At 43.2% G+C, this 18,486-nt stretch carries 20 protein-coding genes and 2 pseudogenes; 9 read left to right on the forward strand and 13 right to left on the reverse strand.

Going from position 1 to position 18,486, the window contains the following annotated elements; translation table 11 throughout:
* The first annotated feature begins 256 nt into the window (after positions 1–256).
* Both ACYCS5_RS01265 and msrA read left to right on the forward strand, forming a co-directional pair.
* Positions 257–874 (forward strand): TVP38/TMEM64 family protein, encoded by a 618-nt coding sequence (locus ACYCS5_RS01265; protein ID WP_459760672.1) that lies wholly within the window; start codon positions 257–259, stop codon positions 872–874.
* 180 nt (positions 875–1,054) lie between these two features.
* Positions 1,055–2,026, forward strand: coding sequence for a peptide-methionine (S)-S-oxide reductase MsrA (msrA, locus tag ACYCS5_RS01270; protein ID WP_459760673.1), 972 nt, complete (start codon positions 1,055–1,057; stop codon positions 2,024–2,026).
* A 104-nt stretch (positions 2,027–2,130) separates the two neighbouring features.
* Here the strand turns inward: msrA and ACYCS5_RS01275 are convergent, their stop codons facing one another.
* The gene (locus ACYCS5_RS01275) at positions 2,131–2,481 is read right to left on the reverse strand and encodes a lipid II flippase family protein (RefSeq protein ID WP_459760674.1); all 351 of its coding nucleotides are present in this window, start codon (positions 2,479–2,481) and stop codon (positions 2,131–2,133) included.
* On the reverse strand, positions 2,474–2,935 hold the full coding sequence (locus ACYCS5_RS01280; RefSeq protein WP_459760675.1) for a lipid II flippase family protein: 462 nt from the start codon (positions 2,933–2,935) through the stop codon (positions 2,474–2,476). The genes ACYCS5_RS01275 and ACYCS5_RS01280 overlap by 8 nt, the downstream gene beginning before the upstream one ends.
* 151 nt (positions 2,936–3,086) lie before the next feature.
* Here ACYCS5_RS01280 and ACYCS5_RS01285 point away from each other — a divergent pair, with 151 nt between their 5' ends.
* Complete coding sequence (locus ACYCS5_RS01285; protein WP_029517218.1) at positions 3,087–3,278, forward strand: DUF2188 domain-containing protein; 192 nt, start codon at positions 3,087–3,089, stop codon at positions 3,276–3,278.
* A gap of 113 nt (positions 3,279–3,391) precedes the next feature.
* On the opposite strand, the gene ACYCS5_RS01290 is transcribed toward ACYCS5_RS01285, so the two are convergent.
* Together ACYCS5_RS01290 and ACYCS5_RS01295 are read right to left on the reverse strand one after the other, a co-directional pair.
* Positions 3,392–4,096, reverse strand: coding sequence for a YitT family protein (locus tag ACYCS5_RS01290; protein ID WP_029517217.1), 705 nt, complete (start codon positions 4,094–4,096; stop codon positions 3,392–3,394).
* 460 nt (positions 4,097–4,556) lie between these two features.
* A complete protein-coding gene (locus ACYCS5_RS01295; protein ID WP_029517216.1) occupies positions 4,557–5,447 on the reverse strand; it encodes a DMT family transporter in 891 nt (296 codons plus the stop codon).
* Between the two features lie 301 nt (positions 5,448–5,748).
* Between ACYCS5_RS01295 and ACYCS5_RS01300 the strand changes: the two genes are divergently transcribed.
* The 4 genes from ACYCS5_RS01300 to ACYCS5_RS01315 all read left to right on the forward strand — a co-directional run bounded on the left by ACYCS5_RS01300 (position 5,749) and on the right by ACYCS5_RS01315 (position 7,042).
* A complete protein-coding gene (locus ACYCS5_RS01300) occupies positions 5,749–6,150 on the forward strand; it encodes a hypothetical protein (protein WP_049816977.1) in 402 nt (133 codons plus the stop codon).
* A gap of 148 nt (positions 6,151–6,298) precedes the next feature.
* Positions 6,299–6,448, forward strand: a complete 150-nt coding sequence (locus ACYCS5_RS01305; RefSeq protein ID WP_459761363.1) for a hypothetical protein — start codon at positions 6,299–6,301, stop codon at positions 6,446–6,448.
* Positions 6,379–6,666 (forward strand): spore germination protein, encoded by a 288-nt coding sequence (locus tag ACYCS5_RS01310; RefSeq protein ID WP_230585027.1) that lies wholly within the window; start codon positions 6,379–6,381, stop codon positions 6,664–6,666. The genes ACYCS5_RS01305 and ACYCS5_RS01310 overlap by 70 nt, the downstream gene beginning before the upstream one ends.
* Before the next feature lie 178 nt (positions 6,667–6,844).
* On the forward strand, positions 6,845–7,042 hold the full coding sequence (locus ACYCS5_RS01315; protein ID WP_459760676.1) for a hypothetical protein: 198 nt from the start codon (positions 6,845–6,847) through the stop codon (positions 7,040–7,042).
* 104 nt (positions 7,043–7,146) lie between these two features.
* On the opposite strand, the gene ACYCS5_RS01320 is transcribed toward ACYCS5_RS01315, so the two are convergent.
* Complete coding sequence (locus tag ACYCS5_RS01320; RefSeq protein WP_459760677.1) at positions 7,147–9,672, reverse strand: transglycosylase domain-containing protein; 2,526 nt, start codon at positions 9,670–9,672, stop codon at positions 7,147–7,149.
* Positions 9,673–9,888: 216 nt separating this feature from the next.
* On the opposite strand from ACYCS5_RS01320, the pseudogene ACYCS5_RS01325 reads away from it, so the two are divergent.
* Positions 9,889–10,362: pseudogene (locus ACYCS5_RS01325) on the forward strand (Y-family DNA polymerase); the annotation flags it as partial.
* 384 nt (positions 10,363–10,746) lie between these two features.
* Here ACYCS5_RS01325 and ACYCS5_RS01330 read toward each other — a convergent pair.
* The 8 genes and pseudogenes from ACYCS5_RS01330 to ACYCS5_RS01365 all read right to left on the reverse strand — a co-directional run bounded on the left by ACYCS5_RS01330 (position 10,747) and on the right by ACYCS5_RS01365 (position 16,524).
* Positions 10,747–12,015, reverse strand: a complete 1,269-nt coding sequence (locus ACYCS5_RS01330; protein WP_459760678.1) for a DNA polymerase IV — start codon at positions 12,013–12,015, stop codon at positions 10,747–10,749.
* 200 nt (positions 12,016–12,215) lie between these two features.
* Positions 12,216–12,454: pseudogene (locus ACYCS5_RS01335) on the reverse strand (metal-sensing transcriptional repressor).
* Positions 12,455–12,524: 70 nt separating this feature from the next.
* Positions 12,525–12,998 carry a DsrE/DsrF/DrsH-like family protein gene (locus tag ACYCS5_RS01340; protein ID WP_459760679.1) on the reverse strand — a complete coding sequence of 158 codons (474 nt, stop codon included), beginning with the start codon at positions 12,996–12,998 and terminating at the stop codon, positions 12,525–12,527.
* An 84-nt stretch (positions 12,999–13,082) separates the two neighbouring features.
* Complete coding sequence (locus ACYCS5_RS01345; protein WP_459760680.1) at positions 13,083–13,847, reverse strand: sulfite exporter TauE/SafE family protein; 765 nt, start codon at positions 13,845–13,847, stop codon at positions 13,083–13,085.
* A 337-nt stretch (positions 13,848–14,184) separates the two neighbouring features.
* Complete coding sequence (locus ACYCS5_RS01350; protein WP_165147189.1) at positions 14,185–14,412, reverse strand: sulfurtransferase TusA family protein; 228 nt, start codon at positions 14,410–14,412, stop codon at positions 14,185–14,187.
* Positions 14,413–14,429: 17 nt separating this feature from the next.
* Positions 14,430–15,584 carry an MBL fold metallo-hydrolase gene (locus tag ACYCS5_RS01355; RefSeq protein WP_165147102.1) on the reverse strand — a complete coding sequence of 385 codons (1,155 nt, stop codon included), beginning with the start codon at positions 15,582–15,584 and terminating at the stop codon, positions 14,430–14,432.
* Entirely contained in the window at positions 15,585–15,980 is a 396-nt protein-coding gene (locus ACYCS5_RS01360; protein ID WP_165147105.1) for a DsrE/DsrF/DrsH-like family protein, read from the reverse strand.
* Between the two features lie 28 nt (positions 15,981–16,008).
* A complete protein-coding gene (locus ACYCS5_RS01365; RefSeq protein ID WP_238437767.1) occupies positions 16,009–16,524 on the reverse strand; it encodes a sulfurtransferase TusA family protein in 516 nt (171 codons plus the stop codon).
* Between the two features lie 402 nt (positions 16,525–16,926).
* Between ACYCS5_RS01365 and ACYCS5_RS01370 the strand changes: the two genes are divergently transcribed.
* Positions 16,927–18,260 (forward strand): IS3 family transposase gene (locus tag ACYCS5_RS01370; protein WP_459761290.1). Its coding sequence is split into 2 segments (ribosomal slippage): positions 16,927–17,317 and positions 17,317–18,260, totalling 1,335 coding nucleotides; the frame shifts between segments, so codons are not numbered across the junction.
* The last annotated feature ends 226 nt before the right edge of the window (positions 18,261–18,486 follow it).

The raw sequence follows: 18,486 nt of genomic DNA on the forward strand, positions 1-18,486 counted from the left end.
GCTGACCCAAATTTGGCATCAAAAAAAGACCATTTACCCGGATTCCTAAAATCCTGGCAAAGGTCTCGCTTACAACATTACGTTGCCAATAAAGCCGGGGATTAAAAATCCCGTAATGACGACTTTACTCGTTGAGCTACTCCCCTTTGGGAACTATTCTATTAGTGGCAGTATAGCACACATTATTAGGAATGTGAACCCTATTTTTTTCTGTATAAGCGATAAGCCGAACAGGGATATTGAAAGAGGTATGTAAATGAAAAAATGGCTACTCGCCGCTGCTTATGTTTCGTTGCTTTGCATCGCGTTTATCTACAGATATGATTGGCTCGCCTGGGCGGACAAGCAAACCTCCTTTCCAGTTCTGCTACTGCTCGCATTTTTATTCGCGTTAATACCGTTTGTGCCTTACAAGCTGATTATCGCTTCTATTGCTTATGCCGCAGGCCCTTGGCAAGGTGCTCTGATTTGCTGGCTAGGCACTACCATGGCTGCACTGGTCGTTTTCGTTGCAGTACGTACCCTGTTCCGTGACAAAGGACGAGCCTATTTGAAGCGGGTTCCCGCATTGGAGCGCTTCAATCGGGTCATGGAAAGGGAGCCTTTTGCTGCTGTTCTGCTGGTTCGCCTGATTCCGGTCATCCCCCAGGCAGCGGTAAATGTATACGCTGGAGTAGCGGGGTTTCCGTTCTGGAGCTTTATCCTAGGTACAGCTATTGGCAAGCTTCCCGCAATTGCGGTGTATGCTTATGCTGGCGGCACCTTTGCAGAACACCCAATCACCGGTTTGCTCATTTTGGTGCTATATACTGCACTTGTGGGCGGCGGCTTTATACTCTACCGAAAAAGGCTTCAACGCACCAATAGAATATAAATGCGATAGTTTGCCACCGTCTCTGTAGGATGTTTCATTACGATTTTTGAGGGCAGAGCCAGTTACACTGCCGTTTGGTTTCTGACGTTTCGTTGGATTTTGCAAAAATCTCGTATATAATTTAATTGTAAGCTATTTAAATAACAACTAATTAAACATTCTCAGATTGGAGTGATAAATATGAGCACCAACAATCCACACATGGTAGAAAAAGCAACTTTTGCAGGTGGCTGCTTCTGGTGTATGGTTTCCCCTTTTGAGGAATTACCCGGTATTTTGAAGGTTAGATCTGGATACACAGGGGGACATACCGAAAATCCTACCTATGAAGAGGTGTGTTCTGAAACAACGGGGCATGTGGAAGCCGTACAGATTACATTTGATCCACAAGTTTTCCCGTATGAAAAACTGTTGGAACTATTCTGGCAGCAGATTGATCCGACGGATGAAGGTGGACAGTTTCACGATAGAGGTTCATCCTACCAAACGGTTATTTTCTATCATAATGAAGAGCAACGAATCAAGGCAGAAGCTTCTAAAGAAGCTTTGGCTCAAAGTGGCCGCTTCGACAAGCCGATTGCTACACCTATTCTGCCTGCGGCCACTTTTTATGAAGCAGAAGAATATCATCAGGACTATCATAAGAAAAACCCCGCTCATTACAAACGCTACCGCAAAGGTTCGGGACGTGAAGATTTTATCGAGCAAAATTGGTCCGGCAAGATTGATAAATCCGACCTTAAAGATCGGCTGACGCCTATTCAATACGAAGTAACACAAAAAAACGCGACCGAGCGCCCTTTTCAAAATGAGTTTTGGGATCATGAGGGTGAAGGCATTTACGTGGATATCGTATCAGGAGAGCCCTTGTTCAGTTCATTGGACAAATATGATGCAGGTTGCGGTTGGCCCAGCTTTACCCGTCCGTTGCGCAGCTACAATGTCAAAGAAAAAACCGATCTCAGCCATTTTATGATCCGTACCGAGGTGCGAAGTCGTGAAGCTGACTCCCATTTAGGGCATGTATTCGATGATGGTCCAGGTCCAGATGGTTTGCGTTATTGCATCAATTCTGCCGCGCTCCGCTTTGTGCCTCAAGAAGATTTGGAGCGTGAAGGATACGGAGCATATAAGTCATTATTTGAAAAGTAAGTGGCCATAGTATCATTGAGGCTGACCCGCGATCTATCTTTAATTGATGATCACGGGCCAGCCTTTTTTGGGATATGGCCGCACATCATTACGAAGCTAGCAATTTAACTCATTACCCATCCAAGCCAAATGGCTAGGGGTACTAGCAATAGCTGAGCTAATAAAGTACCTGCCAAACGCGAGATGATCATCCAGCCGTACATGCTGTTCATCCGAGTTAAGGGTAGCTCCCCTCGTAGCGTTTTCTCCGACAGAACCGCCAATCTAGGATCAATTAACAAGGTCAGTAATACCGTTGCGACGCCATTGATTAGACCTGACGACATTGACATTGCTGTACCTTGTGCAGGCCACAGGAATGAAGCGTATAAAGCAGATACTACTCCTGTTGTATAAATCGCAGTAACGGTTATATTCAGAATAATTAGACGTTTGGGTATCGCTCCGCTAATCAATGAAGTAAGACATAGACCAGGTGGGACGTTTTATGTAGTAGCCTGCATGTTTCCAGCGACTTCGCAGCATTAAATGACGCACCAAAGCCGGAATAGATCCGGTATGCTCCAAATGCACAATCCATCTGGCTGACATGCGTACCACTGTTGGATACAGTAATATAGCAAGTATGGTTCCAACGGTTGCTGCCAGCAGTACCCCATGCATATATAGTTCCAGTCTAATATCCGTTCCGCCCACTTGTGCTGCAGCTTTAGCCTGATCGACCATCCCTCCGAGTAAAGGCCCCTGCGCCATGTTAGAGGTGCGTGAAACCAACAGCAGCATTCCCGCAACGGTTAACGCTAATCCAATCCGACGCGCTCGCAAACCACCAAGCCGCAGAGCATAGGACAAGCTATCTGTAGTATGAATGATGATAGTCAGCAAAAAAACAAAACCCCAGGTAAGCAAATGCTTCACTCCTTTTTCTGGTATTCTGCACACCATTATACGCTTTTTCTCAAGATACATTTTACAATATATTCATTTCTTTGATTTCCGTTTGTTTAATCCTACAACGGGTAATACATAGTACATCATCTGCTATAAGGAGTGTGCAACTATGCCTTGGAACAAACATGATTACCCTCCATCCATGAAAAACCTGGAACCTCGTGTGCGAGAAAAAGCCGTTGATATTGCTAACGCTCTACTCCGTGACGGCTATGAAGAAGGTCGCTCGATTGCGATTGCCACTTCCCAAGCCGAGGAATGGAACGATAATCATCCAGCCGAGCAAGATGAGAAACAGTAGAAAAAATATAAAACGGACGCATTCAGTCTACTTTAAAACCTTCCTGATAGAAGCTGAATACAGCGAAAGGGTGTTACGTAAGAAGATTTCTCTCCTAACGTAACACCCTTTCCTTATTGACGAAGGCTGTGGACGACCGGCACTGTTTTGGCAACTACCTTTTTAGCGGGAATAGCCGCTGGCAGTACCTTTTTCACAGGTCGGTGCAGTTGGAACGTGGTCGTCCATGTAATTATTTTTCCGGCAAGCCACACAGCCAGTATTGTAAACATTGTTTCCTTCATAGGCAGATACAATAGTGATAATCCCAGTACGATGATGTCACTGACAATAAACACGTTGCCGATTTTCCACCCGCGCCACTCACTGATCAGCAGAGATAAGATATCATCGCCCCCGGTTGCTCCACCGAATCGCAGTACGATTCCGGCTCCCAAACCTGTAAGCACCCCACAAAGTAGAGCAGCTATCAGCAGATTTCCATGTAGATCTATAACCAGAGTCGAATACTTCTCAAATCCTGCATAAAACAGTGAAAAAGCGACGGCTCCGATTAACGCAAGCAGCATAAATCTTTTGCCCTTCAGTACCCATGCCAGCAATATGACGGGAATATCAAGCAGCAACATACTCCATGCTGGAGATATGCCAAACGCGTAATGTCCCAGCAGGGCCAAGCCTGCAAATCCGCCTTCTGACAAATGATTTTGGGCATTAATGTGATAGTACGTAAAAGCTAAAATGCATGTTCCGAGCAACATGACAGCAATCTGTCTCAATGCTCCATTGTTCACGATAGATTCGTAAGTTTTCCTCATACAGGCTCCCTCGGTTTCTCGTAAGTTTGATGTGGATGAACCCACTCTTACGGAAACTACCAGGTAAGATGTGCCTGGAGGACTTGGTCCTTCGCATGTACAATCCCCTCTTCCGCAGAGTTGGCTTTCGCAACTTGACGTTACTCCGCGGAAAAGCTAAGTATAAGACAGATCAAATCGTTTCCAAATCGTCCTTTGGGGAAGTATCCTTCGGGGACACATGGTATCCTGATCCTTTCTTTTGTGGAATAAAACTCCGACATTTCTGTGGTACATATAATTCTATAATTTATTATACCACACCTTGTCACCTGCTAAACAGCTTGCTTTTTTGCTGCACCATATTTTATTTTATGTGTGAGCATGCTTTATTGTATGTGTGAATTAACGCATTATACCGAAGGTTTGGCGAATGTACATTTAATATAACCCAAATCGTATTTTATTTTTGTTTAGATTATTATCCACTTAATTTGGCGGTTCTACGCTGATTGGCCATAAACACTCCTCCAAGTATAAGGACCAGCCCGGTTAGAACGTTCCAGCCGATATGTTCATTCAAGAGCAAAAAGCCCCATACAATGGCACTTACTGGTACAAAATACGTCACCGAAGAAGCAAATTCCGCACTCCCCCGCAAAATCATGTAGTTGAACAAAATATATGCTACTCCTGATCCCAAAACTCCCAGTCCTATAAGAGAACCCAATACACCTGAATCAGAAACAATCGACAAATCAGGTCTCTCCACCATTGCCATCATAATGCCACCCCCTACCGCCGCACCAAGCAGTGTCGCAAAGGTAGCCTGATACATGGAAAGATTGGAAAGAAAACGTTTGGAGAGCTGTGTTCCAAATCCGTAGCAAAGAGTCGCAAGCAGCATACACCCAAAACCCACAGGATCAACAGAAATAATAGATGCAGGATTAATACCCAATAAAATAATAATTCCTACAAAAGCGAGACCCATTCCTAACCACTGCATTCGATGAAAAATAGCTCCGAAAAAAACAAGCCCCACCAACATGGTCCATATGGGCGTGGTAGCATTCAATACAGAAGCCATGCTGCTAGCTATTCTGGTCTCGCTAAAACCGATCAATGTCCATGGCAAGACCATGTTGACCGAAGCTACCAGAGTAACCGATTTCCACGGAATGCTTTTGATTTTAAACGGCCTGCGCATAAGTATCATTAACAAGACAATAAAAATAAGCCCAAAGCTGGACCTGAGAAATACAATAGTCCACGGCCCTACCTGATGTAGCAACAACACCTTGATAAACATAAACGAACCGCCCCAAATGAGGCTCAACAGTAATAAAGCTGCATATAACGAACGTGACAATATGTATACCTTCTTTCTCCACTTTCTTAAGTTAAATAGTAAAGGCTGACCGCAGTCAGAACGATCTCCCCTTTTATGTAAGTTTTTATCCATTAGCTTAACATAAACTCTGTTTGACTGTCATTGGCGATAAACGTAAGATTCTTTACATAATGGCACATGGGTATCGCTCCCCATCACTTTTCCAATAATTGATGATTGCTTTAGCCATGGAAAAATTCCTATGATGAGGTATAAATAGAACATACGTTCTATATACTGATTATATATTGTATTCTTACTCGGAGTAAAGGAGATTTTTATGCCAAGCCAAAAGATACTGAACCACAAGAGCAAAGCTCCTTTACCTTCTGAAGAAGACACAGGGCTGGTCAAGATGTGTGTACTTTTAACTCTTGTTCTGGATGTGCTGGAACGAGACATTCGTATTATAAATACCTCTCCTCTAAAAATGCCCGATTTGTATGTTCGTAGCCTGACTGGAGTACAACAGCGCGTAGCTGTTCAATTAGCAGAGACAAAAGCGCGAATGAAAACACTAGGAATTAAAATTTACAGCGAAATCCGAAATCATGAAGGCGTAGAGGTTTTGTATGTATGCCGTGGCTATCAAAGGCGATTTTTCATGCTTTCATCCTTTGCTCGCAGCGAGGTCCGGCGGAAACTGGGACACTATCTAGGAATTGATCCGACGCAAGATTAAGCCTCCTTGTAATCTGGTGATTCAAGAATGGATAAGTCACCAGATCATGGATAAACTCAGTCCATTTGGCACACATTATGCCTATCTCATCCAAAAGGAGGTGCTCTCTTGGCTGGACATGACGCAGCTTCCGTTGAATTAAGCAGAAATGTTTGAGCAGTTATCCATCAATCTGAATCTGATTCGCAAACAAATTGTCACCCCGTCACTGGTTGTACGCTACTTTATGTGGGATCTAAAACCCGAACTAAAATCGTTATTGTCTATGTTCAAGACTTGGATAATCCTGAGCTGGTGAAAGCAGTGAAAACGAGAATTAAAGCGATCTCCTCCGATTTGGTGCTCCCTCCCGTTTTTATTCAAAAATTTAAGGAGGACAATCCTTATTCTCTTCCCTCAATAGCTCAGACGGAACGACCGGATCGTGTGACCGCCAATCTAATGGAGGGACGGATTGCGATTTTGGCTGATGGTAGCCCAACTACTCTAATAGCTCCCGTGCTATTTTGCCATTAGAGCTGGCGCATACCATCAAATAATAACTGGGAATTGGTTTCACAGCCAACAATTTTGCTTATTTTTTCCTAATTGTGTTCCCTTTTTCTGCTGCTGATTCTATCCTATCTCTTCAAAAAAAAGGAGGGACCTGAAACATAAAAAAAAGAGCAGAGCGCTTGGAATGCTGACTCTACTCATGTTTATAACAGGCTGCTGGGATCAGGACAATTTGAAGGATGCCCGATTGGCAAATGCATCGGTTTATGATCTCACTCCTGAAGGCGTGTTGTCGCAAAAGCTAGAGGCTGTAGATGATCCTCAAAGCAATCAGGAAAATGGATGTGATGCCTTTGGCGTAAGCAGACAGTTGATCGCTCATCATCCAGCAGTATAGAAAGGTGTAGATTGGAATGAAGAATACCCCAATGTTCGTTTTCATCCGCAGGTCACTGTAGACATTGTTGGGAACGGCATTTTAAACTAAACCGTTCCTGTCGTTTAGTTTTTGGGTTGATCAGATATTATTTCTGGATAAGTAACTTCGTCAGATTGGTTTTTTGGAGTCTCACTCTGGCTTTCCGATTCAGAAGGAGTCTCCTGTTCATTTTCAACAGAAGGTTGCGAAGTATCTGTTGATGGCACATCGTTGTTCTCATCAGGCATATCTACCTCTGTGTCTGCGTCAGGAACAGCAGGATCCGTTTCCTCTGGTGGAATTTTCTCTTGATCTATTGCAGGGACCTCAACCTCTGGGACTGCTTTTTCCTTGATATCTGGTTTGGATGGGACCACTGGTCTAGCAGAACGCGGAAGCTGTTCTCTTCCAACCTCGGTAGGCACATATTTTTGATTAAACCAGTCAGTCACGAGTTGACCCGATTGACGGGAATAACGCCCTGGTAGCTTACCTGTAAGGCTAGAAACCGTAACTCTTACAACACCTTCCGGCTGTATAAAGTGCTTATTCTTAAAAAGCTCAGGCTGCTCCTTGATCGCCTCATTCATGATCAGTGCCCACACTGACTGTGCTCTGGAATGACCTTCTTGAGATAATGTATTAACCTGTTGGCGGTAACCAGCCCAGACGCCTAGTGTAACGTCAGGTGTGTAGCCCATAAACCACACATCACCAAAGTTTTGTGTCGTACCGGTTTTACCGGCGATATCAATGTCACCATAGCTTTTAAAAGCATTTTGCAGACGTTTGCCAGTTCCCCTCGGATCTGATATAACCGTTTTGAGCATATCCGTCATCAAAAATGCGGTTTGCTGCGAATATACACGTCTCGTCTGCGGTTTAAATTCATATACGATCTTCCCGTTGGCATCCGTAATTTTGCTGATCAGATGAGGTGCATTATATACACCCATATTGGGAATCGTTCCATATGCTGCGGTCAGTTCCTCGACGGATACCCCTTTACTTAGTCCACCCAAAACCCCTGTCTGAGCATGTTCATCCTGCGGCTGAATCGTCGTAATTCCAAGAGAACGCACAAAATTCCAAGCGTTAGAAATTTTAACTTCATATAGAAACAGCCTCAGCGCAGGGATGTTGATTGACCGATTGAGTGCTTCACGGGCTGTCATAAGCCCCTCGTACCGTCTGTTATAATTTTTAGGAATATGATAACCTTTACGTCCGTCTTTCAATATGATTTGTGAATCATCAATAAGACCGGCTGGCTGAGTGTAGCCCTTTTCCAAAGCAGGTAAATAAGCAGCAATAGGCTTCATGGCAGAACCGGGCTGACGTGTCATTTGAGTTGCATAGTTCATTTGCTCGGTATTAAAATCTCTGCCCTCGATCATACCAAGTATAGCCCCTGTTTTATGATCAATCATGATTGCTGCAATCTGCTCTAATCCCTTCTTCTTACTGTACGGAGAAAAGTTTTGTGGATTGGCTGCAATCTGCCGCATATTATTATAAATTTTCTTATTTATCGTTGTATAAATTCGATATCCGGACCTTTGCAACTCTTCTCGCGTATTTTGAAGAAGCTCGGCATGCTCAGGCTTGGAAATTTCGGCTGGCGTGATATCCGGATTTTGCTGGAGCGCTAACAATTGAGCGGCTTCCCGCTCTGTCTCCAGCATCAAATAAGGGAATGTGTTATAACTTTTTTCGCGATGTGGCGCAAGAGTGGCTTTCACATCAAATTGAAGCGCCTCATTATATTCGGATAGCGTAAGTTTACCTGTTGCCAGCATTCTTCCCAACACGACACGCTGACGCTCCATCGCTTTATTGAAGCCTTCTTCATCAAAGTTCCCTTTACCATCAAAAGCGGAATAAACAGATGGCAGTTGCGGGAGACCTGCCAAATAAGCGGCCTGAGCAATATGAAGCTTATGTAGATCACTTACATTGAAAATTCCTAACGAAGCAGACTTGATTCCATATAAATTGTAACCAGCGGAACCATTACCAAAAGGCATTTTGTTTAAGTAAGCCGTTAATATTTTATCCTTGCCCATAAACCGTTCCATACGCAATGCTAGCAGCATTTCCTTCACCTTGCGGCTGTCCGTCTTATCCAGACTGAGAAAAACCCTTCGGGCTACCTGCTGCGTCAGTGTGCTGCCGCCTGTTTGGCGGTTTTCATTCAAAAGCTTCTGCTTAACGGCACGAGCTGTTCCCTTTAAATCCACACCACGGTGCTCATAAAATTGGCTGTCTTCCGTTGAAATGAGGGCGTCCACAATCGACTGAGGGACATCCTTCAGATCAACGAGCTGTCGATCCTCCTCCATGCGCATTCTTCCAACCGGAGTTACCTGATCATTAAAAAACACAAAGCTGGTCAGAGCGTTCTCATTTACCTTTTCATATATCAACTGACGTGATCGTACAGGTTCATCATGAACCAGTGCCGCTACATAGCCGGATATAAGACCTCCAGCAAATAGCAATCCAAGTACACCCGCAAACGAGAACCACTTGATATTAATTAGCAAAACTCTGCCAAAAATACGCCACCTACTGCGTTTTTGAGATGATGGTCGACGTTTTGGGTTCATAAAAATGGTTTTCTCCCCTCAATATTCATTCATTTCCACTTGTTTTTGCTCAAGATATTATGATACGCCATGTTAGGTTTTACGTAAACTCTAACATTCCAAAAAATACATTTGTATTAGGAACACTTGTTCCGTATATAATACTACTATAAGAGTATACATTCAAGAATATTTTGGTAGGATGATCAACACCTATCAGGAGAGGAGGTCGAATTTTTGAAGGAACGCAGAAATAGAACCATATTCTTATCGGACTGCCAAAGTTTTTATACCAGCATCGAAAAAGCAGATGATCCCAAATACCAACATAAGCCACTCGTTGTGGCCGGTGACCCTGCACTTCGTTCAGGCATTATTTTAGCTGCATGTCCGCTGGCCAAAAAATACGGTATATCTACAGCAGAACGTCTGGGAGAAGCGGTGAAAAAATGTCCTGACCTTATCATTGTACGCCCGCGTATGCAGCATTATATCGATGTCTCATTAAAAATAACAGAAATCTATAATGAATATACGGATTTGGTTGAAGTTTTCAGCATTGATGAACAGTTTCTGGATATGAGCGGAAGTCTCTCTCTGTTCGGAGATCCGGTGAGTATTGCAAGTGAAATTCAGCAAAAGGTACTGGCACAAACAGGAGTATGGATTCGAATTGGCATCAGCTCCAACAAAATGCTGGCTAAAACGGCGCTAAGACACACAAAATATCTTGTACATAATTATAAAATCCTGTAGGAACAAGATATTTAACGACTAAAGTAATGTACATTATTCAATTTCTTTGTTTATTGCTTTCGAAAAAAGTTTTAGATTAAAAATTTAGTTGTAGATGTCCAAGTATTTCTTATTGCTTAGACTAAGATAAGGCTTCTTTTAGAGCACTACATGCTACCCGCGTATGTTCTTTAATTAATAATTTAAATGGAATATAATGATGAGGACGTGACCCAAGCAAAGGTGCGGAAGCACCCTTTTTATTGAACTAACGGATAGCTTGGTTCCAATAATCAGGAATTTACACTGTACTAATAGTGAAAGATCGAATTTACTGGATGTATTAGTTTTAATACCTGTTTATTTATAATGCCCCCCGATTTTTAGGGATCTCTCTAGTGCCTGACCAGCTTGGGTCAAAGAGGACGCTCTTATGATAGCTTCGCTACCATAGCGTTCTTTAATTTTATCTGTTGCTTCTTCCAAGGAGCGGATACGCTCATGATCCTCAAAGAAGGAAAGTTGATAAGTTTGGTCGTCAACCAACCCACTTAAAGTGACACCTAAGCGTCGTATCGGCATACCGTTCCAAAAATTATAAAATATTTTTTTTGCTGCGTTGTACACTTTATTCGTATTGTTAGTCGGATCTGTTAGCTTTATTTGCCTGGAAAATCCGGTGGGAGCCTCATATGGACTGCATGTACAACTAACGGTCACGACAGAGCCCATGTACCCCTTACGACGACTGTCTCGACAAACTTCTTCCGAGAGTTCAAGCAGGATGGTCTCTACTTCATTTGGTTCCAAATAATCTTGGGGTAGGGTCATCATATGGCTTACCGACTTTTGTGGAGAACTGAGGGTATACGGAGCTACAGGACTCTCATCTAGACCATTGGCTGTTTTCCACATGACCTCCGCCTGTATATCCGACTGTTTTCCAAAACGAACGCGGAATTTAGACTTAAGGTCTGGTAGAGACGTTCTAGCGATATCACCAATGGTCGTCATACCAAGCCGCTCAAAATGGGACGACATCCGCGAACCTACCCCAAACATTTTATTAACTGGCTGTGGCCAGAGTAGCTGCTCTAATTCTGTCTTGGGCAACGTGAATATACCGCTTTTAATTTTTTTAGCCCAAATATCAGTTGCGCTTTTGGCAAGAACCTTATTGGAACTGATTCCTATTCGTACCCAAACTCCGGTTTGTAAAAGAACCTTCTTTTGAATTTCTCTTGCAACGGTTAAAGAATCTCCAAAAATTTTAAAACTACCCGAAATGTCCAGAAACTGCTCATCGATACTAAACACCTCTACTAGATCGGTGTATTCCTTGTATATATCCGTAATTGCTAAAGAGACATCAATATAATGTTTCATACGGGGACGGACGATCACAAGCTCAGGACATTTGTTGAGGGCTTCACCGAGCCGGTCTGCTGTAGACACCCCGAAACTTTTGGCCATAGGGCATGCTGCTAAAATAATTCCAGACCTGCGTGCAGGATCGCCTGCTACCGCAAGCGGTTTATTTTTGTACTCTGGGTAAGAAGCTTTTTCTACACTCGCATAAAAACTCTGACAATCCGCCAAAAGAATTGTCCGCTCAGTTGTTTTAGTCATGCTGTACCCTCCAAAACCGATTACGTATATACGAACATGCGTTCTTGATTATTATAATGCCAAACACGAGTTCTGTATTCAGGTAATTTATAGGACTTGTATAATTTGCAAGTGAAAAGATTGAGGAGTTTAAATGATTTTCTCCATAGGTAATGAAGTCAAAGAAACTTGCTCCTTGTTGTTAAAAAGCTAAAGAGGGACTATCCCCCAATGGAAATAGTCGTGTCTTTACCGGCGGCTTGCTCAGTCAGGATACACTGCTGCAGATTTTCCGCCACGATCTGGGCAATGGCTTTATCGGAAGCGTTACGTACGGTGGACAACTGTGGAACCACTTTCTTGCAGGACTTCCCTTCCTCCATTAGCCGTAACACGCCTCGAATTTGTCCTTCAATTCGGCGAAGGCGTGTTTTCATCAATTCCGATAATTGTATTCCATTTTAGTCTGCTCCTCTCTAACATACCGATATAGGTATAATATAGAGTAAAGAATTAAACTCATACACTTCTTAAATAAACAGATTCACCTTACCGTTCGACGCGTCTCCCAGGTAAGCAGCCACACCTGCATATTCCAAACCATCGATCAATTCCTCCTGTTTCAAGCCAAGGAGATCCATAGTCATAGTGCACGCTACGAGTTTCACTCCCTGCTCCTGCGCAAGCTCGATGAGCTGCGGCAAGGACAGTGCATTGTTCTTCTTCATGACATGCTTGATCATTTGTGGGCCAAGCCCAGCGTAATTCATCTTTGACAGTCCGAGCCTCTTTGCGCCTCGTGGCATCATCCAGCCGAAAGCTTTTTCAAGCAAGCCTTTATTCGTCTTCACAATCTCGTCTTTACGAAGTGTGTTTAATCCCCAAAAGGTAAAGAAGATCGTCACTTCATGATCATCTGCTGCCGCACCATTTGCAATAATAAACGCTGCAATTACTTTATCCAAATCGCCGCTGAAAAGGACGATCGTTGATTTTTCTGCCATCGTATTTAAACTCCTTTTCGTTTTGTACCAATACCCCTATAGGTATTATATGTGAAATGTTGATGTAACTCTTTCTGCTATATCTTAAAGAATGGAGGACCAAACCTTTATAGCTGTAAGGGCAATCAGCACAACCAAGCCGTATCTAAGCACCTTAACATTGATTTTAGAACTTACTTTGGAGCCAAGCGGCGCACCAATCACGCTTCCGATGACAGTAAATACGGTCGGCAAGAGGGGGATTGCACCGCCGCTAATTTTACCGAGGACTCCGCCAATCGCAGATATAAATACGATAGCCAGTGAAGAAGCGATGGTTGTACGCGTCGGAATCCTAAGAACTGTCAGCATAATCGGGATAAGGATAAACGCTCCTCCAGCACCTACGATCCCAGATACGATCCCTACCACAAAAGCAGATCCTACGGCAATCCACTTGTTAAAGCGCAGTTCTTGCACCTGTTCTTCTGTGCCTCTGCGGGGAATCAGCATGAGAATGACAGCCAAAACCGCAAGAATGCCATAAAGCAGGTTAATAATGCCCTCGTTAATCATGCTGGAGACAAAACCGCCGATGAGACTGCCCGCAAGAATACTGCTGCCCATATAGGACACTAACCCCTTATGCACGATCGATGACCCATTTTTACTTTTCTTTCGAAACGCCAAAACACCAGTCAACGAGGCGAAAAAAACCTGAAACATGCTGATGGAAGACACCTCATGCGGCGAAAAGTGGGCAACACCAAGCATAGACGGTACGTACATCAACAGCGGATAGTTGATAATGGCTCCGCCGATCCCTAACAGCCCTGAAAAAAAAGAGCCTACCAATCCAAGTATAATCATGACGATGAAAAGTAAATATTCCAAAGGTATCTCCCTTTCCGTTCAAGTACTGGCTTCAATAAAAACAGTATACGAAGCACATCATACAGGTTATAATAATACCAAGTAAACTTATAAGAAATGGGGAATAACGTATGCTGACCATATTAAAATCATTACTTGAAGACAGATGCCCCGTTTGCAGCAACAGGCTGCAAGTCATGAGCAATTCCGCTTGCTGTACAAAATCCTGTCCACAGGGTCATTATAAGGAAGAAAACTATTGCACACTTGGTGTTACGATTATTTATGACCGGCTTGAAATAAGCGAACACGCTTAGCGTGTTCGCTTATTTGTTTACACCTTCTTTACATAAAATTTATAAATTCCGTTTTCTTCCTCATGGCTAAGCAGCTCGTGATTCGTTTGCTTCACCCAAGCTTGGAAGTCGTTAACGGAGCCTTTGTCCGTAGACAATATTTCCATCACTTGGCCGGAAGCCAATGTACCCAGCGCTTTTTTCGCCTTCACAATCGGCATCGGACATGCCATTCCTTTAGTATCCACTACAAGATCTGTTTTCATATTCATTCATCTCTCCTTTATTTATCATGAACGGCACAGCGGTTAGGACCGATTTCCATTTCACGTTGTTTCTCTTCACTAGGGGTTGCTTTACCCATATTCGTTTGGCGTATTTCCTGGTAAGCATTAGGCTGCGGGGGCAGGTTTTCACTTACAGTGCGTCGGAATTCATCCTCTTCCCTAATATTCAGACCCGGATTATTGCGGTACAGGTCAGACAGCTTAGCCATCACCTTGCCGCCCTCTCCCAGCTCAGTCACTTTGCCAAAATGGGCTGGCAATACGATTAATTCCCGTGAAAGCTCTTTATAGCGGCTGTAGAGTGTTTCACGGAGATCACTTACCCAATCCTCTGCCTTTCCGGCCAAATCGGGACGACCAATCGATTCGATAAACAGGATGTCTCCGGTGAGCAGGTACTGATCATCAATGATAAACGAAGTGCTGCCGATCGTATGACCAGGCGAGTATATCGGCTGGATTCGGATTGTTGTACCGCCAACCGTGATGTCTCGTCCCTCTTCCAGCTTCTCGTAACTGAATGTTACTTCTTCTGCATCCTTAGGCGGCAACCAGTAGGTGGCACCTGTTTGCTTCGCAAGCTTCCTGCCACCGGAAATATGATCGGCATGCAGATGCGTATCAAGAGTGTGCTTAATCTGTGCGCCTTGCTCCTTGGCAAACTGTTCAAACACGTCGGTCATTCGAAGCGTATCGATGACGGCAGCCTCACTGTCCGAAATGACCATGTAGGAGAGACAGCCCTTGCCGATCCGGACGAACTGGTACAGAGATCCACCGCTCTTTAGGTCACCAATCTTCACCGGCTCCAGGTACTCGCTCCACGATTTCATACCGCCTTCCAGGTAATACACATTGGTTCTGCCCGCTTCGACGATTTGCTCGCCCACAAACTTGGAGGATCCTTCTTTTGCGCAGACAACAAGCAATTTTTTGCCATCAGGAATCTTTTCGAGCGCAGCATCTACACCATCTAAGAGGTCGAAATAAGGAATGTTGATGATATCAACACTGTCGCCTTCAACCTTCCAATCGTTAAAGTCGGTTTCATTACGAACATCAAGGATAAAGATTTCTTCTTTAGCCAAGACGATACGAGTAAGTTCCTTGGCCGTCATCGCTTTTAATTCCAATTTCGTTTCCCCCTTCATTTAGAAAGTCAATGTAGCGTTGGCATCCTTCGCAAAATCCAGAAAAGTGACAGCTCCGCCTACGTCAATGCCTTCAATAAAATCCTCTTTTGTCAGGTTCATAACATCCATTGTCATCTGGCAAGCAATAATCTTGACACCCATTTCCTGAGCCATTTCTACAAGCTGTGGGATCGATGGAACATTTGCATTTTTGAATCCTTCAGCAAAATGTTCAGCCCCTGCAGGTAGCGGCAGTTGATGATGAGCTTGCTTATGAATCAGATTCAAGCCTTCAAAAGTAAAGAAAATGGCAACCTCTGCTTCAGTCGCTGCCGAAGCAGTTGCGATATTAAACACTTTATATGCATCGAACATTCCACCATTGCTTGCAATAATAGCTACTTTAGTACTCATTGTTATACCTCCGTTTATTGTTGTTTTTTTATTTTTCTGTTGGACCCGTCCAACCAGTCATGCCCGGTTCTACATTTTTGACTTGCTTGAATCCTTTTTCAGTAAGCAATTGACAGGCAAGGTCACTGCGGCTGCCTGTACGGCATACGACATAAATATCTTCTTCTTGGTTAAGTTCCTGGATCCGACCCTCGAGTTCACCCAGCGGAATTGAAATGGCACTGGCAATTCGATTAAACGCATATTCGGCAGGTTCACGTACATCAAGTACGGTAATTTCCTCGTTATCTGCAAGTTTTTTCTTCAATTCATCATTGGAAATTACATGTGGATGCTTCTTCTCTTCCTTTGTTTCAGTAGCACTTGCCTTACGCACGTAATGCTTGAGTACATCGCCTTCCTCTATTGTACCGAGATAATGATGCCCGGTATTTTTGGCCCATCCTTGAATGTCTGCCAGAGACCCTTTATCTGTAGCTTGTACTTCAATAACTTGACCAGCATCAAGTTGATCCATCGCTTTTTTTGTTCTTACGATTGGCATTGGACATGCAAGCCCTTTGCAATCGAGTGTCTGATCTACTTTAATTTCGGCCACTGCAGAGACCCCCTCAAATTTTGTTATGAACTTGGTACAGAGTTTATATTTAAGTCTTCCCTTCTGACCTGTGGTTTACAATGCCAATTTCAATGGGGTCATTCATTTATTACCCATACCCCTATAGGTATATTACAAAGAGACATCATTTTTGTCAACTCCATTACTAAATAATGAGTTGTTGCTCCAACTGACCTACATCCCTTTTAAACTTCGTTTGTTAAGAAGCAATTTTTCATAAAAAAAGCCAACCTCTAAGTAAACTGTACCCTATAGAGTAGACACTTTAAAAAAGTCTCTCCGTAGGGTACTTTTTATATATTGAGAAAAATGGGAAGTGGAACTGGAATGAGTAAAAAGACATTTACAGAGAAAGAAATCGAACAGCTTTCTAACAATCTTTATGTTAAGTCAGTTACATCAAAAGGTATTACATATACGGATGAATTCAAGAAACTTTTTATTTCAGAAAATAAAAAGGGCAAGCTACCGAGGGCTATATTTGAGGAATGCGGATTTGATGTACATGTAATCGGACTCCAACGAGTACGATCCTCGGGAAAAAGATGGCGTGCGAGCTTCCGGGAAAACGGTGTCTTGGGTCTGCACGATACAAGGAGCCAATCATCTGGAAGACCCCTTAGAAGGGAACTGACACTGGAAGAAAAGAACGCCAGGCTCGAAGCGCAAAACGCCTTATTAAGAGCGGAGAACGAACTGTTAAAAAAGATCCGTATGGCGGAATGGGGGCTGAAAGACAAGTAAATTTGCCACCTTGCCAGAAATATATTTTGATCCATACCGTTATCCGGAAATACGATCTTCATCGAATGGTGAACCATTTATGCAGAATGGCCGGGGTCTCCAAGAGTGGCTATTACAAGTACTGGTCTTCCGAATCAGCGGAAAAGCGGAAGCAACGAGAACAGGATGATGAACAGGTAAAAGAAACGATCCTGAAGGCCTTCCGTTTCAAAAGACGCAAGAAAGGGGCCCGTTCTATCAAGATGATATTAGAGGGCCAGTTTAAGGTTGTCTACAATTTAAAACGGATCCGGAGAATTATGAAGAAATACGGCATTGTATGTCCTTTCCGGAAGGCAAATCCCTATAAAAGGATGATGAAGGCGACTCAGGAACATCGGGTTGTTCCTAACCTTTTGAATAGGGAATTTAAGCAGGACATCCCCGGCAAGGTGTTACTGACAGATATCACTTATTTATATTATGGTACAGGCAAGAAAGCTTATTTATCAACGATCAAGGACAGTTCAACCAATGAAATACTGGCTTATCATGTCTCAGAGAGAATCACTATGGACCTTGCGACGGACACTCTTCTAAAGCTGAAGAAGAATCGAAGATTTAAAAAAGCAAAGGGTGCCTTTATTCATTCGGATCAGGGAACACATTACACACATCCTGATTTTCAAAAGATGGTTAAGAAAATGGGGTTAAACCAGTCGATGTCTAGACGAGGAAACTGTTGGGATAACGCCCCCCAAGAATCCTTCTTTGGTCATTTTAAGGATGAGGCCTCCATCAAACCCTGTGCGACTATGGAAGAGCTAAGACGTGAAATTGATGACTATATGACTTATTACAACCATTACAGATACCAATGGAATTTAAAAAAGATGACCCCTGTTCAATACAGAGATCATCTTCTTCAAGCAGCCTAAGCCCTTTTTAAAATGTCCTTTACAGAGGGTACAGTTTAAAGCTGGTTGGCTTCTTCTATTCAAGCACTCTAAAGAGTTGCTTCATTTTTTACTTTTAACATAATAATCTACTTTAGGTCATTCCTCTCTGCGTCAATAATTCCGCCACCAACGAAGTTTACGCAAATGACCAGAGGATTGAATGCAAATAACGTTACAAGAATCTCTTTCAAGTAAACCTTTTATA

This window comes from Paenibacillus sp. SEL3 (assembly GCF_054602585.1).